The sequence below is a fragment of the Paenibacillus sp. A3M_27_13 genome, assembly GCF_024213315.1.
In the GTDB taxonomy this organism is placed as follows: Bacteria; Bacillota; Bacilli; order Paenibacillales; family Paenibacillaceae; genus Paenibacillus; species Paenibacillus polymyxa_B.
In genome coordinates, this window is the sequence record NZ_JANAVE010000010.1 from 25,168 (window position 1) to 47,231 (window position 22,064).

The window sequence follows — 22,064 nt, forward strand, 5'->3', positions numbered from 1 at the left end:
TAAAAATCACCTCTTATTATTATTGTTGTATGCTACTTGTTACCGTACTCTGCTCCAAGGTCTCATTGATGATGTACGTAATCCGTTCCACTTCATCATGAATAAAAAAGTGTCCTCCCTCAAAGGTAAACATACGAAATTGCTGATCCGTATGGTGTGCCCATGCCTCCGCATCTTGTAAGGTCACCGTGTTATCGGTCATTCCTGTCAAAGCGGTGATAGGACAATGTAAAGGTGCGGCTTTAGCCATGTACCTATACAACTCGACAGCTTTGAAATCCGCTCTTAACACCGGCATAAAATAGTCGTATAATTCCCGATTGTCAAAAATCGCTTCCGAAAGCTGACCGTACCGCTGCAAATGCGTCCTGAACTGATCTGCGGGCAGATCGTGTAACCACGGGGAATTTCTTGGGACATGCGGTGCCCGTCCACCCGAAACGAACAGATGAGCAGGCTTGCCATATCCACCGTCCACCAGCTTGTAGTACAGCTCGAATGAGATCATCGTCCCCATACTGTGGCCGTATATGGCATAAGGATCGCCAGGGGCTATCTCTTCGCTGATCTTGTGCAACAGATCCTCGCTCATCTCCTCAATGCTTTCCTTTAGCGGTTCCCCAGAACGAATACCTCTGCCCGCTAATTCCAGTGGAACAAGCTTAATCTGCGGAAGCAGCAACTTTTTCCATTTGAAGCTGACCGACGCCGATCCGCCTGCATACGGGATGAAAAATAATGTGATAGGTGCCATTCTTGCAACCTCCTGCCTTGCTAAGTTCTAACTTTTTCATTTTAGCATAAAAAGGTATATTTACCCATTTTAAATATTTTGCAAATTCCAGAAGAAAGGTTGAGAAAATCAAGCACATTTTATATAAGGCAGGAAGTGTCTTTCTAAAGAAAGAACGGCTCTATGTTTGAATATAATCATGTGTTGGGTCTTTTATTTTTTCAAATCGAAAGGAGTTCTGCGCCATGAAGTACGGTTTTTTCGATGATGTCAATCAAGAATATGTCATCCACACCCCTCAAACCCCTTATCCCTGGATTAATTATTTAGGTAATGAACGATTTTTTGGACTGATCTCCAATACAAGTGGCGGCTATGCATTTTACCGGGATGCTCGCTTACGTCGCTTAACACGTTACCGGTACAACAATATTCCTGTCGATAACGGTGGTCGTTATTTTTATATTTATGATGATGGGGATTATTGGACTCCAGGTTGGATGCCAGTCAAACGGGAGCTGGAGCAGTATGAATGCCGCCATGGACTTGGCTATACCTCAATTATGGGAGAACGCAGCGGTATTCGGGCCACCCAGCTGGCTTTTGTGCCCCTTTCCTTTGACGGCGAGGTCCATCAGGTAAAGCTTCAGAACACATCGTTACAAACCAAAAAGATCAAACTCTTTTCATTCGTGGAATTTTGTCTGTGGAACGCCTATGACGATATGACCAATTATCAGCGCAACTTGAACACCGGCGAGGTTGAAATACAAGACTCTGTCATTTATCACAAAACGGAATACCGTGAACGTCGCAATCACTATGCTTTTTTCTCTGCTAATCGTCCGCTAGCGGGTTATGATACAGACCGTGAAGCTTTTCTGGGGCTCTACAACGGATTAGATCAGCCTCAATCGGTCGCCGCTGGGCAAGCCTCGAACTCTATTGCCAGCGGATGGTCCCCTGTCGGATCACATTGCATTGAGGTAACGCTGGAGCCAGGCGAAGAAACAAGCTGTAACTTTATACTCGGTTATGTGGAAAATCCCGAGGAAGAAAAATGGGAGTCGCCCGGTGTTATTAATAAAAAACAAGCACATGCCATGATTAAGCAGTTTGCGGATGAAGCTGATGTAGAACGAGCGTTGAGTGAGCTGCGGACCTATTGGAATAATCTGCTGTCCAAGTATACCCTTCAAAGCCACGACGACAAGCTGAACCGAATGGTAAACATATGGAACCCTTATCAGTGTATGGTTACGTTCAATATGTCGCGTTCCGCCTCGTATTTTGAATCTGGTATCGGGCGTGGTATGGGCTTCCGGGATTCGAATCAGGACTTGCTCGGCTTCGTCCACCAAATACCGGAGCGGGCAAGAGAACGGATTATCGACATCGCCTCTACTCAATTTGAAAACGGCGGAGCTTATCATCAGTACCAACCGTTAACCAAAAAAGGAAATCACGAGGTTGGCGGTGGCTTTAACGACGATCCGTTGTGGCTTATTGTCGGTACCGCAGCGTACATCAAAGAAACGGGAGACTTTGGCATACTGGATGAACAAGTGCCCTTTGACGGAAATGTAGAGCGTACGGCTACGCTGTTTGAACATTTGAAGCGTTCTTTTTACCACGTTGTGGGTAATCTGGGCCCGCATGGTCTTCCACTCATTGGCCGGGCTGACTGGAACGACTGTCTGAATCTCAACTGTTTTTCTGCTACACCAGATGAGTCCTATCAGACAACTCAGAATCTGGAGGGTCGAATAGCCGAATCCGTGTTCATCGCCGGACTATTTGTATATACGGGACCGGATTTTATTGAGCTTTGCAAGCGCAGAGGACTGGATGAAGAAGCAGCAACCGCTCAGGCATATGTGGATCGTATGCGAACAGCCACATTGGAGCATGGTTTTGACGGGGAATGGTTCTTACGTGCTTATGACCATTATGGAGACAAAATAGGGAGCAAGGATTGTGAGGAAGGCCAAATTTTCATTGAACCTCAAGGCTTCTGTGTCATGGCAGGAATTGGCGTTGAAGAAGGTCTAGCTCAAAAAGCTCTCGATTCTACACGTGATCGTTTAGAAACTCCCTACGGCATTGTGCTGCAAAATCCACCGTATTCTCGCTATTACATCAATCTGGGCGAAATCTCATCTTACCCTCCCGGGTATAAGGAAAATGCCGGTATTTTCTGTCACAATAACCCTTGGATTATGATGGCGGAAGCCGTAATAGGACGTGGGGATCGCGCTTTCGAGCTATATAGCAAAATTGCCCCCGCCTATCTAGAGGACATTAGCGACATTCACCGCACTGAGCCGTATGTGTACGCTCAAATGATTGCGGGCAAAGATGCTGTTCGTGCAGGCGAAGCCAAAAATTCCTGGCTGACGGGTACAGCGGCATGGAACTTTATAGCTATTACTCAATCCATTCTCGGTATTCAGCCCGAATGGGATGGTCTGCGTATTGATCCGTGCATTCCTACAGCCTGGGACGAATTCACAGTCACCCGCGTCTTCCGCGGTGATACCTACGTGATTCATATCACGAATCCACAGCATGTCTCCAAGGGTGTAGTTACTGTTACCTTAGATGGCACCGTCCTTACGAATAATATTCTGCCGGTTGCAGGGGACGGGGCTATCCACCAAGTAAAAGTGTTGCTAGGCTAACAAGTTCATGGCCTTCAAAAAAATTAGCTTCAACTTCATCACATAGTATCTTATAATACGAGAATGGCTAAAGATACATTAAGTGTGGTGACATCATGAACAAGACAAAACGGCTTACTCAAACCATGGATTACAAAACAAAGCAAGCCCGCTGGGTACGCAAAATGTTATTACTGTATTGGATGATTATAGCTGTACATTTTATCGTCCAGCTGGGCAGCTACTTATTTCTTGATTACTCCGCTTCGCCTTATGAATTTTACGTCGGAACCCTTATTGTTCCCACGCTAATCATGAGTGGTTCCAACTTACTGGCAGAGTTGGCTCATTTTAAATTTAACAGGTATTCTTTTGTGATCCTGTTTATGGCAAGTACCGTCATTTGCTGGATGATTATTCGCCTAAACTATGATATCCGGATTATTACAGCGTTGTGCTTGTTGCCTATTTTCTCTTCTATCCTGTTCTTCAATCGCCGCTTAATATGGCTTTCCTTTGTATTACAAGTAGTCGTCTTTTTTCTGTTGCTGGCAGTGGATGCATCATTTCGTACCTATTTGTCAGACTTTGATATCGTGGCGATTCCAACCTTTTTGATTATGTCCACCTTTATTGCTCTCATTATTCAGGCCAGCGGCCGCGATTTGTTAGTGGATTTGTATAAAACAAAGCGCGCGCAACAGGAATTAATGATCAGTAACGCGATTATCAGCAAAATGTCAATGACTGATGGTTTGACAAAGCTGTACAATCATTTGTCCTTTCAAAACTTTTATGAAAAAGCACTCGAATATGCCGAACAAGGCGCGATCATCCATCTGGCGTTAGTGGATATTGATAATTTCAAGAAGATCAATGATACTTACGGACACCAGTTCGGAGATAAAATTTTGGAAGGCATCTCGCAAATCATTACAGAACAGATTACCGCAAATGACATTCCGGCTCGCTATGGCGGTGAGGAATTTGCTATTTTGATGTTCGAGCATACTTTCGAAGAAGCTTATCAGATCGTCGAAAACATCCGTCGTGAAGTGGAGAAAATGACCTTTCAGGAGAAATTGCAACTCGTTTCTGTAACCGTAAGCATTGGACTGAAAAGCTATACAGAGGAAATGAACAAAGATAAAGATGTATTTTTTCAGCAAGCAGATGACTATCTGTATCAAGCTAAGCGCTCCGGGAAAAACAAAATTGTTGCTCTTAATCATATCGCTTAATGTAAAAACACTTCATTTGATGAGACTCCGGCATGAGCTTGCCGGAGTCTTTTGAATATAGAACTTAAAATGTAATAGAGTTGACAATTCCATAAGTTGAAACTAAAATAGTTACATATGTATTGGTTATTTACTAACAATAAATAAGTTCGAAGGAGATGGTTTTTTAAATGTCAACCCTCGTTATTGTCGTTCACCCTGATCTTGCGGAATCTCGCATTAACAAAAGATGGGTGCAAGAACTCAAGAAACAATCCGGCGTGACCGTTCACAACCTGTATGAAGTATATCCTGATGAGCAAATCAATGTCGCCCAGGAGCAGGAACTGCTAGAGCAGCATGACCGTATCGTTCTGCAATTCCCTTTTTACTGGTACAGCACTCCTTCCCTACTGAAAAAATGGCTGGATAAGGTTCTAACCTACGGCTGGGCTTATGGAAGCGAAGGTGGCAAGCTACAGGGCAAAGAGTTGTTGATCGCCTTGTCTGCTGCCAGCGTTGAGGAAAATTACCAACATGACGGACGGAACAGGTATACGATCGAAGAGCTGTTGAGACCTCTGGAAGCTACAGGCCATATGATTGGTGTCAAATTGCTCCCTTATTTCGTACAATATGGTGCTGCAGTTTTGACCGATGAGCAACTAGAGCAATCCGCACAAAAATACGCGCAAACGGTTATTTCTTAATTTTTTACTAGAAAGCCCCTTGGACGGCGCCTGCCATACCTGCTTTACAGCAGACGGCAGCTCCAGCCAAGGGGCTTTACTGATCGATTTACATCGTAACCAACGTACTGGTTACCTGTGCCATACTTTCTTTAATAATGTCGCAGCCCTTACGCAAGTTTTCCAAGCTTATCGTTAACGCTGGCATGATTTTAATTACCGTATCGTTACGCCCAGCACGTTCAATAATGAGTCCCCTACTAAAGCAGAGAGTCGCTACCTCCTTGGCGAACGCTTCTCCCAGATGGGATACATCAATTCCCCAGATTAGTCCCATGCCGCGAATTTCAATTAGAGGATCTATCGATTGGATATGTTCACGCAAGAACTGCTGAACAAAAGCCTCTTTTTCCTTCACTTGTGCTTCCAGCTCTACCGTATCTCTGAACTCCAGCGCAGCCTTTGCCCCGACAAAAGCAAGCTGATTTCCACGGAAGGTGCCGTTATGCTCACCTGGACTCCATATATCCAATTCTGGCTTGAGTAGCAACAGAGACATTGGCAAACCGTATCCACTGATCGATTTGGACAAAACAACCATATCAGGAACAATTCCCGCCCGCTCGAATGAGAAGAACGAACCAACTCGACCGCAACCGACTTGAATATCGTCAACAATGAGCAAAATATCATGGTCATCGCACAGCTGTCGCAAATCACGCAACCATTCGGTATCTGCAATATGAATACCGCCTTCAGCCTGTACCGTTTCCAAAATGATCGCGGCAGGCTTTTCCACACCCGAGTGGGTGTCTGTTAAAAGCTGCTCCATATACAAAATGGTATCCATTCCGTTAAATGTGCTGTTATAAGGTATGAAGGTAACATTGTTCAGGGGAACCCCTGCGCTCTCTCGCATGGAGTTGTTGCTGGTAATAGATAAACTACCCAGCGACATTCCGTGGAACGCGCCCATAAAAGCGAAAATACCATTTCTGTTTTTCACCTTGCGTGCAAGTTTCAGTGCTGCTTCCACCGCATTGGTTCCGGTCGGTCCGCAAAATTGCAGCTTATAATTCAAGCCCTTGGGCTGGAGAATACGCTCTGAAAAAGACTCAATAAACTCTTGCTTAGCTGTCGTGTACATATCCAGACCATGCATAATCCGATCGGAACTTAAATAATCCAATATCCGGTTTTTCATAAAATCATTATTATGCCCATAGTTCAAAGCCCCTGCCCCAGCAAAAAAGTCAATATAACCCTTGCCTGCCTCCGTGTACAGTACATCGTTTTTAGCTTTGTTGAAAACAACTGGAAAACTTCTGCAATAGGATCTTACATTGGACTCCAGCGCTTCGAATGTGTTCATGATCTCTCGTCCTCCCGCTGACCTGATTTTAAAAAATACAAGCATGGAAAGCAAAAAAAATGTAAATATGTAATCTAAATGAGTAGACAGTCTGAATTCACACTGGGATATCCACACCAAAGAATCATAAGTATGATCACAAGAACAATTAAAGTACGAAAATTAAATACAGAGATAGCACATGAGAGTATGTTAGTAGAAGATTAAATAGTGGGTTTTTCTAAGAGGCCTATCAGAGGATGTCAACTCCTATGTAATAAAATACCATAATTTTCATTTAAGTCAATGCATGTTTCTGATGTGTTTTGTTAAATTTTTGTAATTTATCATCAATGGCTTGTAGTATATTGTTAAAAGAAAACGAAAAATGTCGTATTATAGTAATAAATCTCAAAAATAGTACATTTCCATATCAAATAGATATACATCTGGACTAATTGTCCACAGGATTGTCACAACAAACCTGATCTTTTGACAGACTGTCCAAAGGAGTTTACTCTATCAACAGGACCTGCCAAAAACTTGTTGTAAACATTGCAGTTATCCTAACTATTTGGCTCGAATTTGATAGAAAGATAAGGAAATATGATCATGTCTAATGTTTTAATTATTGAAGATGACAATATGTTGGGAGAGACCCTTTCCTTGTATTTAACAGGAGAAGACTACAACGTTACTCGAGTGGAACAAGCGTCTGAGGGTATTGCCCGGCTTGAGATCGTACAGCCCGATATTATTTTGCTGGATCTGCTGCTTCCAGATTTGGATGGGGTAAATCCCTGCCCACTCATACGCAAGCATACGGACGTGCCCATCATCGTGATTTCTACAGAAAACAACATATCAGAGCGTATTCGTACACTTACGTTGGGAGCAGATGATTATATTTGCAAGCCTTTTAGTATGCAAGAGCTAAAAGCACGGATGGAGGCTCTTTTCCGTCGTATTGAAATCACGCGCTTGCAAGGAAGAGGCAGAGCACCTGAACCTGAAACCGGCATTACTTTGGATCTAGCGAGAAGAATGATTACCGTTAACGGACAGAATGTGGAGACAACATATTCAGAATTTGAGCTCATGAAGCTTTTTTATTTGAACCGGGGAATTGTATTCAGCAGGTATGCTTTGATTCAGGCTCTCCGTGGCACAGACTCCTTTATTAATGAAAGGGCTGTGGACGTACATATTAACCATTTACGCAGAAAAATCGAAAAAGACCCTAAGAAACCGCAATTAATCAAGACCATCTGGGGAATCGGCTACAAATTTATGCAATAACACGGTCAGCTCCAGGGAAGTGATGACTTGATTTGGTTAATATCCTTCTGAACCGTGCTCAGATGCTTTTTCCAGTCTGGATACAGTGCTCCTGTTGAGGTTTCATTGCTGCGCTTCAATGCCTTTTCCAGCTCTATTACCTTTGCCAGCAACTCAGGCGCGCACAGGTTCCCCGTTCCTCCCTTAAGTGAGTGGATTAATCGAAGAGCAGAAGATAACTGCCCATTGTCCATTTTTCTCACAACTCTTTTATCGAGATACTGGTATTCCTGTATCCATTTATAAAGGGCAAATTGAAAAATATACACCTTGCCATCCATGCCTGCTATCGACTGCTCAGCGTGAATACCATGTAAATCTTGCAGCCACGCTAAATTAATCCAGCTAGTTAATACTCTAGCAGCGGTCAGTTCATGGACAGGCTTGAACAACACGGCATTAATACCAGCACGAAGACAAACTTCCTGTTCATGCTGCACAGCATCAGCGGTAAAAGCGATAATGGGAAGCCTGTTAAAAGCTTTGTTTCTCCGAATATGCCTCGCCGTCTCAAAACCATCCATCTCTGGCATATGCAAATCAAGCAGCACCATATCCCAGTAACGCAGTTCCAGTAACGCTATTAGTTCTCTTCCGTTCGTGACCATCGTTACCTCAAAGTTACGCTCTGCTAAAAACTCGGTAATCACCACCTGGTTAATTTCGTTATCCTCTGCTATGAGAATTTGATACTTCTGTGTTGTATCCCCTATCTCATTGTGGGAACTCATCGTCGCATGAGTCTCCAGAGTATTACCATCTGCTGGCACTGACTGTTCCTTCTTCCAGCAGAGAACCTCCAGCAGAGCGTTTCGGGTAACGGGCTTGGACAAAAAGGCATCCACACTATGATTCATGTCCCCTGCAGCTATTGTTTCCATCTGAAACACGGTTGTAAGTCCAATAATCTGAGTTATCTGCCTATCCAGCATTTGAAGCCACTGCCTCCGGGAGTCCAGTTCTCTCAAACCTTCCATCCCCATATCGATGATAACATAATCAAAATGCTCACCCTTTTGAAAAGCGTCCACACTTTCTTGGAAGGATGAATTAGTGAATGTTTTTAATCCCAAGTCTTGCAGTAGTTCGTTCAAGCTGTATCTCACCAGTTCATGCTGCGCAACAATTAAGGCTTTGCCTTTGATTTGTTTTTCTATTCGTGTGCTTCCTGCATTCAATTCCCCAGTTTCCAGCTCGACATTAAAGTAAAATTGACTGTACTCTCCTAATCGACTTTTCACCTCTACTTTCCCGCCCATAGCTTCAGCCAAATGCTTGCTAATGGCCAAACCCAGCCCAGAGCCCCCATATCTGCGGCTGGTTGATGTACTCGCCTGGATAAAAGGGACGAATAGCTTGTCTATACATGAATCGGAAATTCCTATGCCCGTATCTTCTACCATAAAAGAAACGCCTACTCGCCCTTCCTGCTGACTTAGCATTTTTACCTGTAACAATACATGTCCCTGATCCGTAAACTTGATGGCGTTGGTCAGAAGATTTGAAAGCACCTGCTCCATTCGAAGAGGGTCTCCCTTAAAGCTTTTCGGTAACGCCGGGTCCGTTATAAATACGACCTCTATTTCCTTATCTTCAAGTAAAGTTCCAACGGTATCTGCGAGATGCCGAAGCATTTTTTCCGGCTCGAATTCTACCTTTTCCAGTTCCAGACTGCCGGCTTCCATTTTGGAAAAGTCCAATACGTTACTGAGCATGGATGAAAGGGTACGAGAGGAAGCGAGAAGCTTGTGGAGGTAATCTCTTTGAACGGCAGTCAGTTCAGTCTTATTTAACAGCTTTGACAGACCGATGATTCCATTCAGCGGGGTGCGAATTTCGTGACTCATATGAGCCAAAAAAGTGCTTTTCGCACGGTTAGCCTCGTCCATCTCCTTTCGCTTCTGCTCAGAGGCTTTATACTCTGTAATATCCAACACGTGACCGATAACATGCCTGGTATTCCCGTCCTCCCTAACCGGATGTAAGGTAATGAGAGCCGAATATTCCCAAAACTCCAATTCAAATACGGTCCGATCACCGAACCAGGCCTGTTTGTAGTATTGACTTAGCTGCTCCATCGTTTCAGAGGAAAGCTCCAAAATGTCCCCGAGACGCTTCACATGCTCCCTTTTATTGTAGTTGACTTGTAGATTCAGACCCACTCGCTCCAGCAATTCACCTTCAAGCAGCCTATAATAAAATTCATCACCACTTTTCTCCAGCCTAAAGGTAAAGCCAGGTTGAACCCGAAGTAAATTCAGCAGATCACGATCTTTGTCTAACAAACGTTGTCCATATGAATACTTAGCGGTGGTTAAAGCGTGCACAAACAGCGTCATGAACATTAGACCCATCCCCAGCTCCAGCACGCAGGTCAGCAGTGTTTTATCACTTATGCCAAAATATAAGAACAGAATTCCTGCCACTCCATAAAAAACACCTGTAATCGCCTGACGAACAAGCTGCCGCTGAAAAATCAAAACTAACAATAATATCAAGATAGCATATAGCACTAAATCTCGAACCAAGTGTTCGCCCCCTTATAATCTTCCATGTTTTGTGAGATATCGAAAATATAAAAAAACTCAGGACAGATTCCTTATGCCATAAGGCTTAAAGAACTGTCCCGAGCATTCATTGTACTATACATTCCATAGGGTTCAAGTTCATTTTAATATTTGAAACGACTGATCATTACCTTCAAATCAGCAGCCATCGTTGAAAGCAACTGTGCAGAAGCTGATATTTCCTCCATGGAAGCCAGTTGCTCTTGTGAGGAGGCAGCAACTTCCTCAGATGTGGCGGCATTACCGGTTGCAATCGTCGCCAGCTCGTTGGCTGTCGCTGCAATTTCTTGTACACTGGCTGATATTTGCTCTGCAATCGCAGCGACCTCCTCTACCTGAGGCGTTGTCTCTCGAATGCCTTCCATCGCATGACCTAGCTTGACAATGGTTGCTTTGGAAATCTGCAGTCCATCCTGCACCTCAGTCGTGACCCTGTCCATCGTCTTCACTGTTGTTTCGGTTTCATGCTGAATTTCGGCAATCAAGGTGGCAATCTGTGTGGCGGATGTCTGAGACTGCTCTGCCAGCTTACGCACCTCATCAGCAACGACGGCAAAGCCTTTTCCATGATCACCCGCTCTGGCTGCCTCAATAGCTGCATTCAATGCCAGCAGGTTTGTCTGATTGGAGATATCACCGATAACTTTCGTAATTTCACCGATTTCATGAGAGCGGGCTTGCAAGGTTTGAATCATCTGGTTGGAACGCTCTACTGATTGATGAATGGAATTCATTTGCTCGCCTGTCTGCTCAACAGACTTTCGTCCTTCCTCGGCTTGCAAGGCAGATCGTTTGGCCAAATCAGCTACCAAAATCGATCGTTCAGCAATTTGGGTGATCCCTTGTGCAATTTCATCCAGGGCCACCGAATTATTTTCCAGCCCTGTAGTCTGCTTCTCTGCACCACTGGCAATTTCTTGCACAGCCTGGGACACCTGCTCACTTGCAGCACTGGTTTGTTCCGCGCTTATTGTGAGTTCATTCGAAGAAATTGCGACATGATCTGCACTGTTCCCTACGTTCTGAATGACAGATCGCAGGTTATTCTGCATATTTTGAAAAGCCACTCCTAATTCTCCGATCTCGTCCTCGCTCTTTACTTGAATGTCCTGTGTTAGATCTCCGGCGCTCACATTTACCGCTTGTTCTTTTAACTTTAAAATCGGTTTGATGATGGAACGAATCAGGAAATAAACAATGATAATACCAATCACAAGACAACCGACGATGGTTAGTAAAGTGCTGATCAAAATCGGGCCTGCTGCTTCATCGACTTCAGACAAATACAGCGTTCCGCCTATCTTCCAGCCAGTCAGCTTGTTAGTTGCATAGTTCATATATTTGGACTGGCCTTCATACTTATACTCGTATTCACCAGTATCGCTCTGAAACATGCGTGATTCAATATCTGTAATTTTGGTGCCTGCTTCCTTCGTCGGATGTACAATGTAGGTATGGTTGCTGTCCAGCAATATGGCATAACCTTCATGACCTACTTTAATATTGTTCAACGTCTCTTTAATACCACTAATTTTCAGGTCAATGCCAATAACACCCGATCCATCTGACGTTGCCCGGGACACCGTAACCGTCATTTGCTTCGAGCTTGCCGAAAGATAGGGAGAACTAATCGCTGTCTTTGCTTGCTCTTTTATCGCTTCATCGTACCAAGGTCTGACCCGTGGATCATAATTGTCCGGTAATTGCTTCTGTGGATAGGTTATAAATTTACCATCCTTCGTACCATAAGAGATGGATTCTGCTTCAGGATGAAGTGCAGCATATTGCTTAAAAAACTCTTCCAGTTTGGCCGCTTGTTCCTCCGTCTCTACCCGATTGCCTTTTAGTCTTTCTGCAAAATATTCTGCGTCATGTACCTTGGGTTCGATAGTACTATCAATAATAAAATTAGTGCGGATGATAGCCTGCTCGGCACTTTCTTCAATCTGGTTTCGAATCTGCTGACTGGCGCTCACAAACGACAAAGCCCCCACGATCATGGACGGTAAAATCAGAAAGGCAATAAAGGCGACCATTAGCTTCGTTTTAAAATTTTTGCTGAGCATCCTTGCGACTAGCCACTTTTTTCCTGATAACTTCTTCATTAATAAACATCTCCATTTCATTACCTAGATTTCCTAACCTATGGTGAACCTCTTCGTCTTGCCGATGATGACAATCACCCGACAGACTCTCTTTCACATTTTTCACATCTGCTGCTAAAACGCTTGGACATAAAAGATATAAACACGCTAGTTAAATAGGTATATGTACTTATTTTCGAAAACAGCAAGGCTGGTCGGAACCGGTTCTTTGATATAATATACCTAAAAAATATTAAAAAAAATGCGTAGCACATGTTAAGAAAATATTAGTTTCATTTCACTATACCTACCTCTTAACATGAAAATAATCCCCTTGAAGGTAGCAAACATAGGGTCATTTTCGATAATCACCATATGCTTACTACCCCCAAGGGGATTAGGTTTGATCGCTTTATTCAGTTCAATCCAACAACACCTTCAGATCTTCAAGCCTGGTAACAGGTGCCTGACAGGTAAAATGCTCACACACATATACGGCTGGTTTGCCTTCCACAAGATTGTAATCACGGATATAAGAAACCGTCTCTGCAATCTCCGACTGTCCTTCATCCTTCAAAATAACGACCGTATTCGGCCTGAACCCAGCTCGAACTGCCTGAATGAACTGTACGGTCTGCAGATCGTCCCTATGACCTACAATCACAATCTCCTTCGTCGTTCCCGTCGCATACAACAACGCGCTGAGCAACGCGGAGTGGCCTGACGGGTAATGAGCAACCATACCGCCAAAAGCCTTAAACTGCTTGGCTGCATAGTTCTCTAATTGAGATTCACCCGTTAGCCGCGCAAGCCTCACAAAATTATAGGCCGCGATGCTGTTACCCGACGGAATCGCACCGTCATAGATTTCTTTAGGCTTGGCAATTAGCTGCTCACTATCTGACCCATAAAAGAATAATCCGTCCCGTTCCTCATCCCAGAACAAATCGATCATATTTTGATTGAGCGTCAACGCCCGTTGCAGATACTCTATATCGAAGGTCGCCTGGTATAACTCGATCAAGCCCCACACATAAAAAGCATAATCATCTACATAACCGGGATAAGCTGCTTCTCCGTCCCTGTAACGTGCCAACATCCGTCCGTTCTCCTGTCTCAAATGGTTCCACAAAAACGTCTCAGCCTTCCGAGCTTGCTCTGTATATCTCGTGTCTCCAAAAGCTTGTCCTGCCTTCGCCAGAGCAGCAATCATCAATCCGTTCCACGAGGTCAAAATCTTGTCATCCTTGTGAGGATGAACCCGTTGCTCTCTGGCAGCAAACAGCTTGGCGCGTAGCTCACTAACCCGCTGCTCCAGTTCCTGCTCAGTCAAGTCATGCTTGATCCCATAGGCTTCCAGATTGATATCAATCAGGTTTGGAATGTTGTGGCCTTCAAAATTGCCGTAAGGTGTAATTCCATACAAATCGTTGAAAAAGGCAGCATCCTCATCGCCTAGTACAGCCCTTACCTCAGAGTCGTCCCAGACGTAGAATCTCCCCTCTTCTCCTTCGGAATCCGCATCCTCCGCCGAATAAAAGGCACCATCTGCATCCGTCATGTCTCTTGCGATATATGTAAAGATTTGTTCTGTAATCCGTCGGTACATTTCCTTGCCTGTCACCTGCCAAGCCTCTGTATACGCGATGGCCAACAGAGCATTGTCATACAGCATTTTTTCAAAATGCGGCACCAACCATTTCTCGTCCACGGAGTATCGTGAGAACCCCATGCCTATATGGTCGTAGATTCCGCCCCGGGACATCGCATCCAGCGTCTTCTCTGCCATTTCCAGTGCCTGTTGATTCCCCGTATGCTGTGCATATCGCAGCAAAAAAGACAGGTTATGCGGAGAAGGAAACTTAGGAGCTTCCCCGAAGCCGCCATATTCCTTATCGAAGGTGTGGCTGTATTCATGGAAAGCTTTATTCAAGCTCTGTTCATCCAGTTCACCGCGATAACCTGCAAGCAAGTCCTGCCGCTCATGCTCGGTAAGCACCTGCTCACTCAGCTCCACCAGCTCTTCGGGCTGTTCTTTCCACCGGGTACCCACCTTGTCCAGCAGCTCTAACAGTCCGACACGGCCAAATTTCTGCTCCTTGGGCAAATACGTCCCCGCAAAAAAAGGCTTCTGATCCGGCGTCATCAATATCGTCAGTGGCCAGCCTCCATGCCCCGTCATCGTCTGGCAGATGGACATATAGATATGATCCACATCCGGACGTTCTTCACGATCCACCTTAATGGATACGTAATCCCTGTTTAATACCTCAGCTACTTCTTCATCCTCGAAAGATTCTCTCCCCATTACATGGCACCAATGGCAAGTGGAATAGCCGACAGATAGGAAAATAGGCTTGTTATTACGCTTAGCAATTTCAAAAGCCTCATCTGACCAAGGGAACCAATTTACTGGATTGTGAGCATGCTGTAGCAAATAAGGTGATTTTTCCTTGGCTAGTCTATTCGGTTTGCTGCTCGTTGTCATGGGACATCACCACTTCCGTAGTTGGATTTTATGCTTGGTACTATTTTACCCTAAATGGGTGGTAAAAGTCGGAAGGGATGAAAAAAGATAATATCAGATTAGAATATATCAGTATCCCTCTCCCTCACCGACTCATCCAGCACGATCAACTTGAGTTTTATCGCAATCACCTTGGCGACATTGACACGCTGAGGTCGGAGCTTATTAGAGGAGTTTAGCATTATACTCATTAGAATTTATATCAAATATCTCCAGAGCTTTCAGTAAGGCGTATTCACTTGTTCTAGCCCCTTCTTTTGAAAAATGCGCATCCGGAAACGCGGGAGACATATGATGGTACCCGGGATAGACATGTAATTCCACTAAGACACCATCAAAGGCCAGTTGTTTTGCAAAAACTAAGGCCTCATCAATGAATAAATCAAGGGTACCTATATTTATATAAGTCGGTGGTAATCCGGCCAATGACTTAGCACGGGCCGGCACATAATACTCACTTACCTCCTCCTGACCCGGTTCATCCCCCAATACAGATTTCCAGCCAAAATAGTTGCTTTGTTTTGTCCAAATAAACTCTCCTGAGTATGGATGCTCTGGTGCGGTGCTTGTGCGATCATCTAGCATTGGCCTCATTAATCTTAGATGATGGATTTCGAATTCCTTCTGATCACGAATGTACAAGGCTAGGCCAGCCGCCAATCCGCCGCCAGCGCTGCTGCCCCCTACGGCAACTTTCTGAGTATCTATCCCTAACTCTTCCGCATGTTCAATACACCATTTTAGGCCCGAATAACAATCCTGTAACTGACTTGGCTGTACATGCTCTGGTGCTAGGCGATAGTACACAGATACACAACAAAAACCATGTTGTGAAGCAAGAGATGCATTAGCAGGACGATCCACGACTGGACTTCCTAAGACCATCCCGCCTCCGTGTATCGAATAATATAGAGGCATCTTATGATGCTTTGATTGTGAGGGCTTAATGATTTCTATTTGAATATCTGGACCCCTAAAATAGCTTGGCACAACCTTTTTTTCTAATGTAATAGGGAACATCTGCGTTACATCTATTTGTTGCATCATTTGAGATTGATTTTTACGTGCTTCCATTAGTGTAGATTCGGTAAGGTCGGTTATTGGTATTAAATCAACTGCACTGATAATTTCTGGATCAATCAGATGTCTACTTCTACTTCTTTGCTCCCCCATAGTAATCGTTTCCCCCGCTTTCTTGTTTTAAAGACAATGAATCAATACATATTTCAATTGTTGCTGTCGTTTATATTCATATTTTAAAGATTAAAATAAGCTTTATAAATGAAAACAACGATTTAGAATCATTTTTGGCATAAAAAAAGACGTGACGGATTGGTCGTTCACAGCGATCATCCGATCACGCCCTAAGCTCACCACGTTATGAGGCCAAAATTAAATTCATTTATGCGGGTAGAGTACCACGCCACTTTACAAACTAGGTATTTTTATGTGAATAAACTATTTTCTTAATGGTTTCGGTAGAGAGGAAAAACTCCTTAGCTAATTGCTCGATACTGCTGCTATTTTGAAAAGCATTTCTGATTGCGGCATTTCGCTGTTCAAGCAACCTTCTCCCGCCACTCAAACTGCCCCAATTCATATATTCCGTTTTTGGCTTGGGAATATACAGAGTCTCTCCTTGAACATATTTTTGAATTTCCATAATTAGTTTTTTAGGTAAAATTTTTGTAGAATTCGTATATCTCAATTTTGCTCGCCCCTTATTTTGATTCTTTAAAATAAGGTGCAAAGCCAAAAATATTAAAAAAGCTTGTTCAGCGTTAAAAATTGTTTCGCCCCATACAAAGTAACGCTTTCCTAATAATTGGCTTTGCATGAGTGTAAGAAGTCACAGACAATCCCAATAGATTCTCCATCAGTAGGCACCCCCTTTTACTTCGCAAGTATAGCATAACTTCTGCTCACCTGGGACCAGCTAAATGATATCAGTACAATCCAACCATTAAAATTGAGCTGATATATAACTGATCTTCATTCGTTTATGAGGTGTTGCCGGGACTTTTGTTTGCCCGACTCTTGTTATTTGCAAGCCGATGTTTTATATTGACATAAGAGCAGGTCAAAAATAAAAGAGGTGACGGACGAGATGTCTCCACGCACGAAGGAACAAAACGAAGAGATCCGGTTGCGGCGTCTGGCGCAAATCCGGAAAGCCGCTGCCGATGTGTTTTTGAATAAAGGGCCTTTACTGGAAATCCGCGATGTGGCCGTCCAAGCGGGACTCGGCTATGGCACGGTATACCATTATTACAGCAATAAGGGCAATTTGCTCCACGATCTGCTATGGGACGCGTTGGAGCGGGCCGGGGGATGGCTGGAGGCCCCGCGCGCTTCGGCTTCGGGGGAGGCGCCAACGGGCGGGCATTTCGGCTTGGCTGCTGCGGCGGACACCGGGAACTCGGCTGCCGCGGATTCCCAAAGCGAAAGCCGCGAACCGGCCGCTGCCGCAGAGCTTGGCCCCGTCGCCGTCGCCGGCATTCGGCTGCTGCAGCTTTGGGCGGAGGACCACGCCCTGTACCTGCTGCATAAGCTGGCCGGTGAGGGCTTTGCCTCGCTGCCTGAAGCGCGCTCGGCCCCGCTCTTGGCCGCCTTTCGCCGGGAGGTGCTCGCGCCGCTTGCCGCGCTGCTGGAAACCGGTCGTGCGGCGGACCGGGCTGCCGCTTCCGGCGGAAACGCGGCGGAGCCGCCGTATCGGCTACAGCGCGCGGAAATGCTGCTGGCCGCCTTGGTCGGCTGCGCCTCGCTTTCGCTTCGCCGCGGAAAGCTGCACGAGGAGGCCATGGATATCGCCCGGTTTTTAAAATTATAGAATTGATAAGGAGCGAATAGACAAAGATGATCATTCTAAAATCACCTAGGGAAATCGAAGAAATGAAGCCGGCGAGCCAAATCGTTGCGGACTGCTACCGCGAGGTGGCCAAACTGATCGAGCCTGGGATCACCACCCGGGAAATCAATGACTTTGTTGCCAGACACATCACCAAGCTGGGCGGCAAGCAGTTTACGAAAGGGTACAACGGTTTCCCCGCCGAAACCTGCATTTCGGTCAACGATGTGGTGGCCCACGGCATTCCTTCGAACCAGGCGCTTATGGACGGCGACTTGCTGAAGCTCGACATCGTCGTGGAATACGGCGGATGGTTTGGCGATTCGTGCTGGTGCTATGCGGTGGGCAATATCCGGCCGGAAGCGCAAAAATTAATGAAGGTGACAAAGGAATGCTTGGATCTGGGGATCGCCCGGGCACTCCCGGGGGGCCGGCTCGGCGACATAACGTCGGCGATTCAACAGCATGCGGAATCAAACGGGTTTTCGGTCGTACGCGATCTGCTGGCGCATGGGATCGGGCGGAGCCTGCACGAGGAGCCAAGCTACGAGCATATCGGCGTAGCCGGCAAAGGCATTCGGTTAAAGGAAGGCATGGTGTTTACGATTGAACCGATGATCAACCAAGGTACGTTCCGTATCACGATCGACGATGATCAGTGGACGGCGAGAACGGCCGACGGCAAGTTGTCAGCGCAATATGAGCATACGATCGCAGTTACGTCGGACGGACCACTGATTTTAACGGCCCAGTAAGAATAGAGGCGAACGGACGGCAAAGCGTCATTTAGGAAATAAGTCGCCAACCTGGCCTGCCTGGCTTGACGAAAGTTCGTAATCTGAAACGCGAAAAAGCGCTGGTTCCAGCCTGGGACCAGCGCTTTTTCTACATGGTTTGTAACTTTACCGATTTACGAAAAACCACGTTGTTATGCGGTTTTTTATTATGACTTTGGTATCGTGTTACGGATTTACACTCTCTCTTGGCTAGCCTGTCTTGCGTGTATTTTTTTCATTGCAAATCTTGCTATTGGCTGAGCAATCAATAGCTCAATCCAAAATGCTACACCAAAATTTCTAAACCAACTATGAAAGAAGTTCTGAAAAGGTTCTAGGCTTATTTGTTTCGTACCAACCCAAGTTCCTATAATGGTTAGAAGAACAGATAAGACCGTAACATTCAATAAAGTATTCAATAAAACTCTAGCATTAAATCCATCTGTTTGTCCTACGAATTTGGGTATCACTTTACCCACTAACGGTCCCGCAACCAATCTTACTAACAAAACAACGATAATCCACATAAACGGAATAATCTTTAGCGTTTCTAAATAATTTTCTTTACTAAAGCCGCGCTCCAATCCCATAATAATTGGGGCGATCGTGTTTACTGAAATAATTGAAATAATCAATAAAAATAATATACCTTCTTTTGCGTTTTGAGGCAGTCTTTCTTCCTTATACATATTGTTTCCCTCCGAAATAAAAATATTTCAGATGGTAGACGTATCATGCGACATATATTTTTGGTCATTAAAACTAGTACCAATATCTCTACACACTGATCTAACAATTATAACAACTTTTTTTAAACAAATAAAAGGGTTTCTAAAACATTTTTTTGCCAGTTAATTGAACAAACTCCAGCTAACTTTAATTAGAGAAATCTGATAATCTAAGTTTATCAAAAGAGACATTAAGGAGTATATGAATCAGATGAGCAATTTTCTAAGTGAATTTGAGGAAAGATTTAGGGCAGGATTTTTGGATGATCTTAAAAGCATACTGGAAGAAGTGAAGAATGAGCGGGTTTACGCTTGTGCTTTTGGCACAGACAGCGATTTTATCACCTTGTTTCTTGCTGTTAATACGGAGGAATCACTTGTTAGACATATCACAAACATGAAAGCCCAAGGCCTGTGCAACAGCAAGAAAGATGAAAATTATTATAGATGGGGATTAAGCGAATATCAATATGGCGATACAACACATCTCAATCATATTAGCAAATTTCTGTATGCAACCGAAAATGTGTTTGACTATAAAGATGAAGTGATAAAAATTATGGCCAAGGTAGTTAAGGAAACAGACGATGTACTTTTTAATCAATTCGGCCAATCCAAAGAAGATATTATTTTTTTCGTGTCCATGACGGATGATGATATGGCCGAGGAACTGGAAAATCAGTCCGTAATTCAGATGACAAACGCCAAATTAGTTGATGACTTCTTGCATCGTTATCAATAATACTAAATCATTCTCTTTCACATGGTTCAACTTTTTTCCAATCTCAAACACTCACTTACCAGCTACTTATTTGTAACCTTTTGAAGATAAATACGGCGCTGGAAGGTACGTTAAATGGGAAGCAGTGAGATTAACCCCTTGCTTCCCATTTACTTATTTTGCGAATAATTGTTCTTTCAACCACTGCCTATAAAACTGTAGTTGCTCTTTGGTGTGAAAATAATGTTTTCCATGTTCCATCACTTTTAGATGGCAATGAAATCGGCTTGCAAACGTAGATATGACATCATATTCACACAAGTCATCTTCAGTACCATAAAGAATGGCAGTTGGCTTATTCCATGTATCAACCGGATGTGATTTTACATAACAGTAATAATCCCAATAAAGTGTTTGCCCAATGGGTGTAGATACTTCTCTTTCAACTTTTAATCTATCCTCACTTACACTGAACCATGTCATCATATTTTTGATTATTCTCTCCATATCTAGCACTGGAGAAAGAAACAGACATTGTTTTAGTGGGAGATGATTATAAGCAAGCAAACTAAAATACGCACCCATGCTACAAGCGAAAATACTAATGTCATCCCATTGCTTTTGTGTGTAACGCATGATTATGTCAAGATCATGAACACAATTTTGAACTTTACAGACGTACGCTTCTTCTTTGCGATCACCATGTTCAGGCAAATCAAAACTAATGACTTGATACCCTTGTGCCGTTGCTTCTTCTGCAAATATAACGATCACATCATCTGCCTTGTTTGACATATTACCGTGGATAGCTATAAATATCTTATCTGATTCAACACCCCACAAAATTGCCGGAATGCCCTCGATTTTCAATTCTTGCTTTATCATTACTTTATCCTCGCTTAAAACAGCCAATGGTACGTTGTCTTCCTGATCAAAATGTTCTTTGCGATTCCACTGCTCCAAATTTATTTTGTTAGAATTCATGATCAGAACCCTACTTTCACCCAATTCAGAAAAATTGAGTGCTATATCCTATGATACTACGATGGTAAGAAAAACAAACTACGCCGCTATCATACTCATGGTATGGGAATCCGTTTGTTTTATTGTAGCGAGACTCCGGTGCAGCTTATGATTGACGATTCCGATCACCACGTCCGGCTCCATTTCATCCTGATGGGAGAGCATAACCATTGCTGCAATATCTCCCATCTGATATGCCGCCGTCAACGCTCTCAGAAAAGTTTTCGAGTTTTCACTTTCCGGTAAGGATAACTCTCCTTTGAGAAGATCCTCCCTGACTGCTCCAAGCGATTTTCGTGCCCGGTGGAGTGCAACTTTTACCGCTCCCTCCGTTGTTTCAAGCATGTCGGATGTTTCACGAATCGAATATCCAAACACATCTCGCAGCAAAAAAACAGTTCTCTGAAGCGGAGATAAATGATTCATTAAGGATTGCAACGCTATCTCGATTTCAAAAGATCCATGATCGGGTACAGTTACTTTCGCTTGGTCCCTATTCAATATCCGAGTGTAGACTGCTTTTCTCCGTATATCATCAATCCAGGTGTTCTTAGCAATCCGTAGCAAAAGCGCTTCGGGATTTGTATGCTCGAAGCTATTTAACTTACCTAATGCTTTTATCCAAGTGTCCTGAGCCAGTTCTTCCGCATCCCAATTTGATTTCGTAAGCGACAGACAGTAACGTTTCAGGACCGCCTGTAATTCCTCCAAGTTCTCGATGTTTATTATATTATCTGTCATTTGTATAGAATCATCTATGCGCATAGGTCCTCTCCTCCACGGTCTTATTCTGCCCTTT

17 protein-coding genes are annotated in these 22,064 nt (G+C 44.1%); 7 read left to right on the forward strand and 10 right to left on the reverse strand.

Features of this window, described 5'->3' with window-relative positions:
* Positions 1–19 precede the first annotated feature (19 nt).
* Positions 20–754: a thioesterase II family protein gene (locus NLX82_RS23930; RefSeq protein WP_076295940.1), complete on the reverse strand. Its 735-nt coding sequence runs from the start codon at positions 752–754 to the stop codon at positions 20–22.
* A gap of 224 nt (positions 755–978) precedes the next feature.
* On the opposite strand from NLX82_RS23930, the gene NLX82_RS23935 reads away from it, so the two are divergent.
* From NLX82_RS23935 to NLX82_RS23945, 3 genes are all read left to right on the forward strand, one after another.
* Positions 979–3,414 (forward strand): glycoside hydrolase family 94 protein, encoded by a 2,436-nt coding sequence (locus tag NLX82_RS23935; RefSeq protein WP_254349161.1) that lies wholly within the window; start codon positions 979–981, stop codon positions 3,412–3,414.
* Between the two features lie 95 nt (positions 3,415–3,509).
* Positions 3,510–4,634 carry a GGDEF domain-containing protein gene (locus NLX82_RS23940; protein ID WP_023988537.1) on the forward strand — a complete coding sequence of 375 codons (1,125 nt, stop codon included), beginning with the start codon at positions 3,510–3,512 and terminating at the stop codon, positions 4,632–4,634.
* 170 nt (positions 4,635–4,804) lie between these two features.
* Positions 4,805–5,323 (forward strand): NAD(P)H-dependent oxidoreductase, encoded by a 519-nt coding sequence (locus NLX82_RS23945; RefSeq protein ID WP_028541334.1) that lies wholly within the window; start codon positions 4,805–4,807, stop codon positions 5,321–5,323.
* A gap of 88 nt (positions 5,324–5,411) precedes the next feature.
* On the opposite strand, the gene ectB is transcribed toward NLX82_RS23945, so the two are convergent.
* Positions 5,412–6,674 carry a diaminobutyrate--2-oxoglutarate transaminase gene (gene ectB, locus NLX82_RS23950; RefSeq protein WP_023988535.1) on the reverse strand — a complete coding sequence of 421 codons (1,263 nt, stop codon included), beginning with the start codon at positions 6,672–6,674 and terminating at the stop codon, positions 5,412–5,414.
* 591 nt (positions 6,675–7,265) lie between these two features.
* Between ectB and NLX82_RS23955 the strand changes: the two genes are divergently transcribed.
* On the forward strand, positions 7,266–7,952 hold the full coding sequence (locus tag NLX82_RS23955) for a response regulator transcription factor (protein ID WP_023988534.1): 687 nt from the start codon (positions 7,266–7,268) through the stop codon (positions 7,950–7,952).
* A 5-nt stretch (positions 7,953–7,957) separates the two neighbouring features.
* Here the strand turns inward: NLX82_RS23955 and NLX82_RS23960 are convergent, their stop codons facing one another.
* From NLX82_RS23960 to NLX82_RS23980, 5 genes are all read right to left on the reverse strand, one after another.
* Positions 7,958–10,519: a hybrid sensor histidine kinase/response regulator gene (locus tag NLX82_RS23960; RefSeq protein ID WP_076161190.1), complete on the reverse strand. Its 2,562-nt coding sequence runs from the start codon at positions 10,517–10,519 to the stop codon at positions 7,958–7,960.
* Between the two features lie 143 nt (positions 10,520–10,662).
* Positions 10,663–12,663, reverse strand: a complete 2,001-nt coding sequence (locus NLX82_RS23965) for a methyl-accepting chemotaxis protein (RefSeq protein WP_076161185.1) — start codon at positions 12,661–12,663, stop codon at positions 10,663–10,665.
* 400 nt (positions 12,664–13,063) lie between these two features.
* Complete coding sequence (locus NLX82_RS23970) at positions 13,064–15,130, reverse strand: thioredoxin domain-containing protein (protein ID WP_076161182.1); 2,067 nt, start codon at positions 15,128–15,130, stop codon at positions 13,064–13,066.
* 204 nt (positions 15,131–15,334) lie between these two features.
* Positions 15,335–16,342, reverse strand: a complete 1,008-nt coding sequence (locus NLX82_RS23975; protein WP_254349162.1) for an alpha/beta hydrolase fold domain-containing protein — start codon at positions 16,340–16,342, stop codon at positions 15,335–15,337.
* Positions 16,343–16,604: 262 nt separating this feature from the next.
* The gene (locus tag NLX82_RS23980; protein ID WP_254349205.1) at positions 16,605–16,877 is read right to left on the reverse strand and encodes a CD3324 family protein; all 273 of its coding nucleotides are present in this window, start codon (positions 16,875–16,877) and stop codon (positions 16,605–16,607) included.
* A gap of 399 nt (positions 16,878–17,276) precedes the next feature.
* Here NLX82_RS23980 and NLX82_RS23985 point away from each other — a divergent pair, with 399 nt between their 5' ends.
* On the forward strand, positions 17,277–17,999 hold the full coding sequence (locus NLX82_RS23985) for a TetR/AcrR family transcriptional regulator (protein ID WP_254349163.1): 723 nt from the start codon (positions 17,277–17,279) through the stop codon (positions 17,997–17,999).
* A gap of 26 nt (positions 18,000–18,025) precedes the next feature.
* Positions 18,026–18,772 carry a type I methionyl aminopeptidase gene (gene map / locus NLX82_RS23990; protein ID WP_023988527.1) on the forward strand — a complete coding sequence of 249 codons (747 nt, stop codon included), beginning with the start codon at positions 18,026–18,028 and terminating at the stop codon, positions 18,770–18,772.
* 215 nt (positions 18,773–18,987) lie between these two features.
* Here the strand turns inward: map and NLX82_RS23995 are convergent, their stop codons facing one another.
* Positions 18,988–19,482 carry a DUF2798 domain-containing protein gene (locus NLX82_RS23995; RefSeq protein ID WP_209942099.1) on the reverse strand — a complete coding sequence of 165 codons (495 nt, stop codon included), beginning with the start codon at positions 19,480–19,482 and terminating at the stop codon, positions 18,988–18,990.
* A gap of 250 nt (positions 19,483–19,732) precedes the next feature.
* Between NLX82_RS23995 and NLX82_RS24000 the strand changes: the two genes are divergently transcribed.
* Entirely contained in the window at positions 19,733–20,263 is a 531-nt protein-coding gene (locus NLX82_RS24000; RefSeq protein ID WP_076161169.1) for a DUF4303 domain-containing protein, read from the forward strand.
* 153 nt (positions 20,264–20,416) lie between these two features.
* Here NLX82_RS24000 and NLX82_RS24005 read toward each other — a convergent pair whose 3' ends face one another.
* Together NLX82_RS24005 and NLX82_RS24010 are read right to left on the reverse strand one after the other, a co-directional pair.
* Complete coding sequence (locus NLX82_RS24005; RefSeq protein ID WP_023988525.1) at positions 20,417–21,127, reverse strand: alpha/beta hydrolase; 711 nt, start codon at positions 21,125–21,127, stop codon at positions 20,417–20,419.
* A gap of 177 nt (positions 21,128–21,304) precedes the next feature.
* Positions 21,305–22,030 (reverse strand): RNA polymerase sigma factor, encoded by a 726-nt coding sequence (locus tag NLX82_RS24010; protein ID WP_028541343.1) that lies wholly within the window; start codon positions 22,028–22,030, stop codon positions 21,305–21,307.
* Between the last annotated feature and the right edge of the window lie 34 nt (positions 22,031–22,064).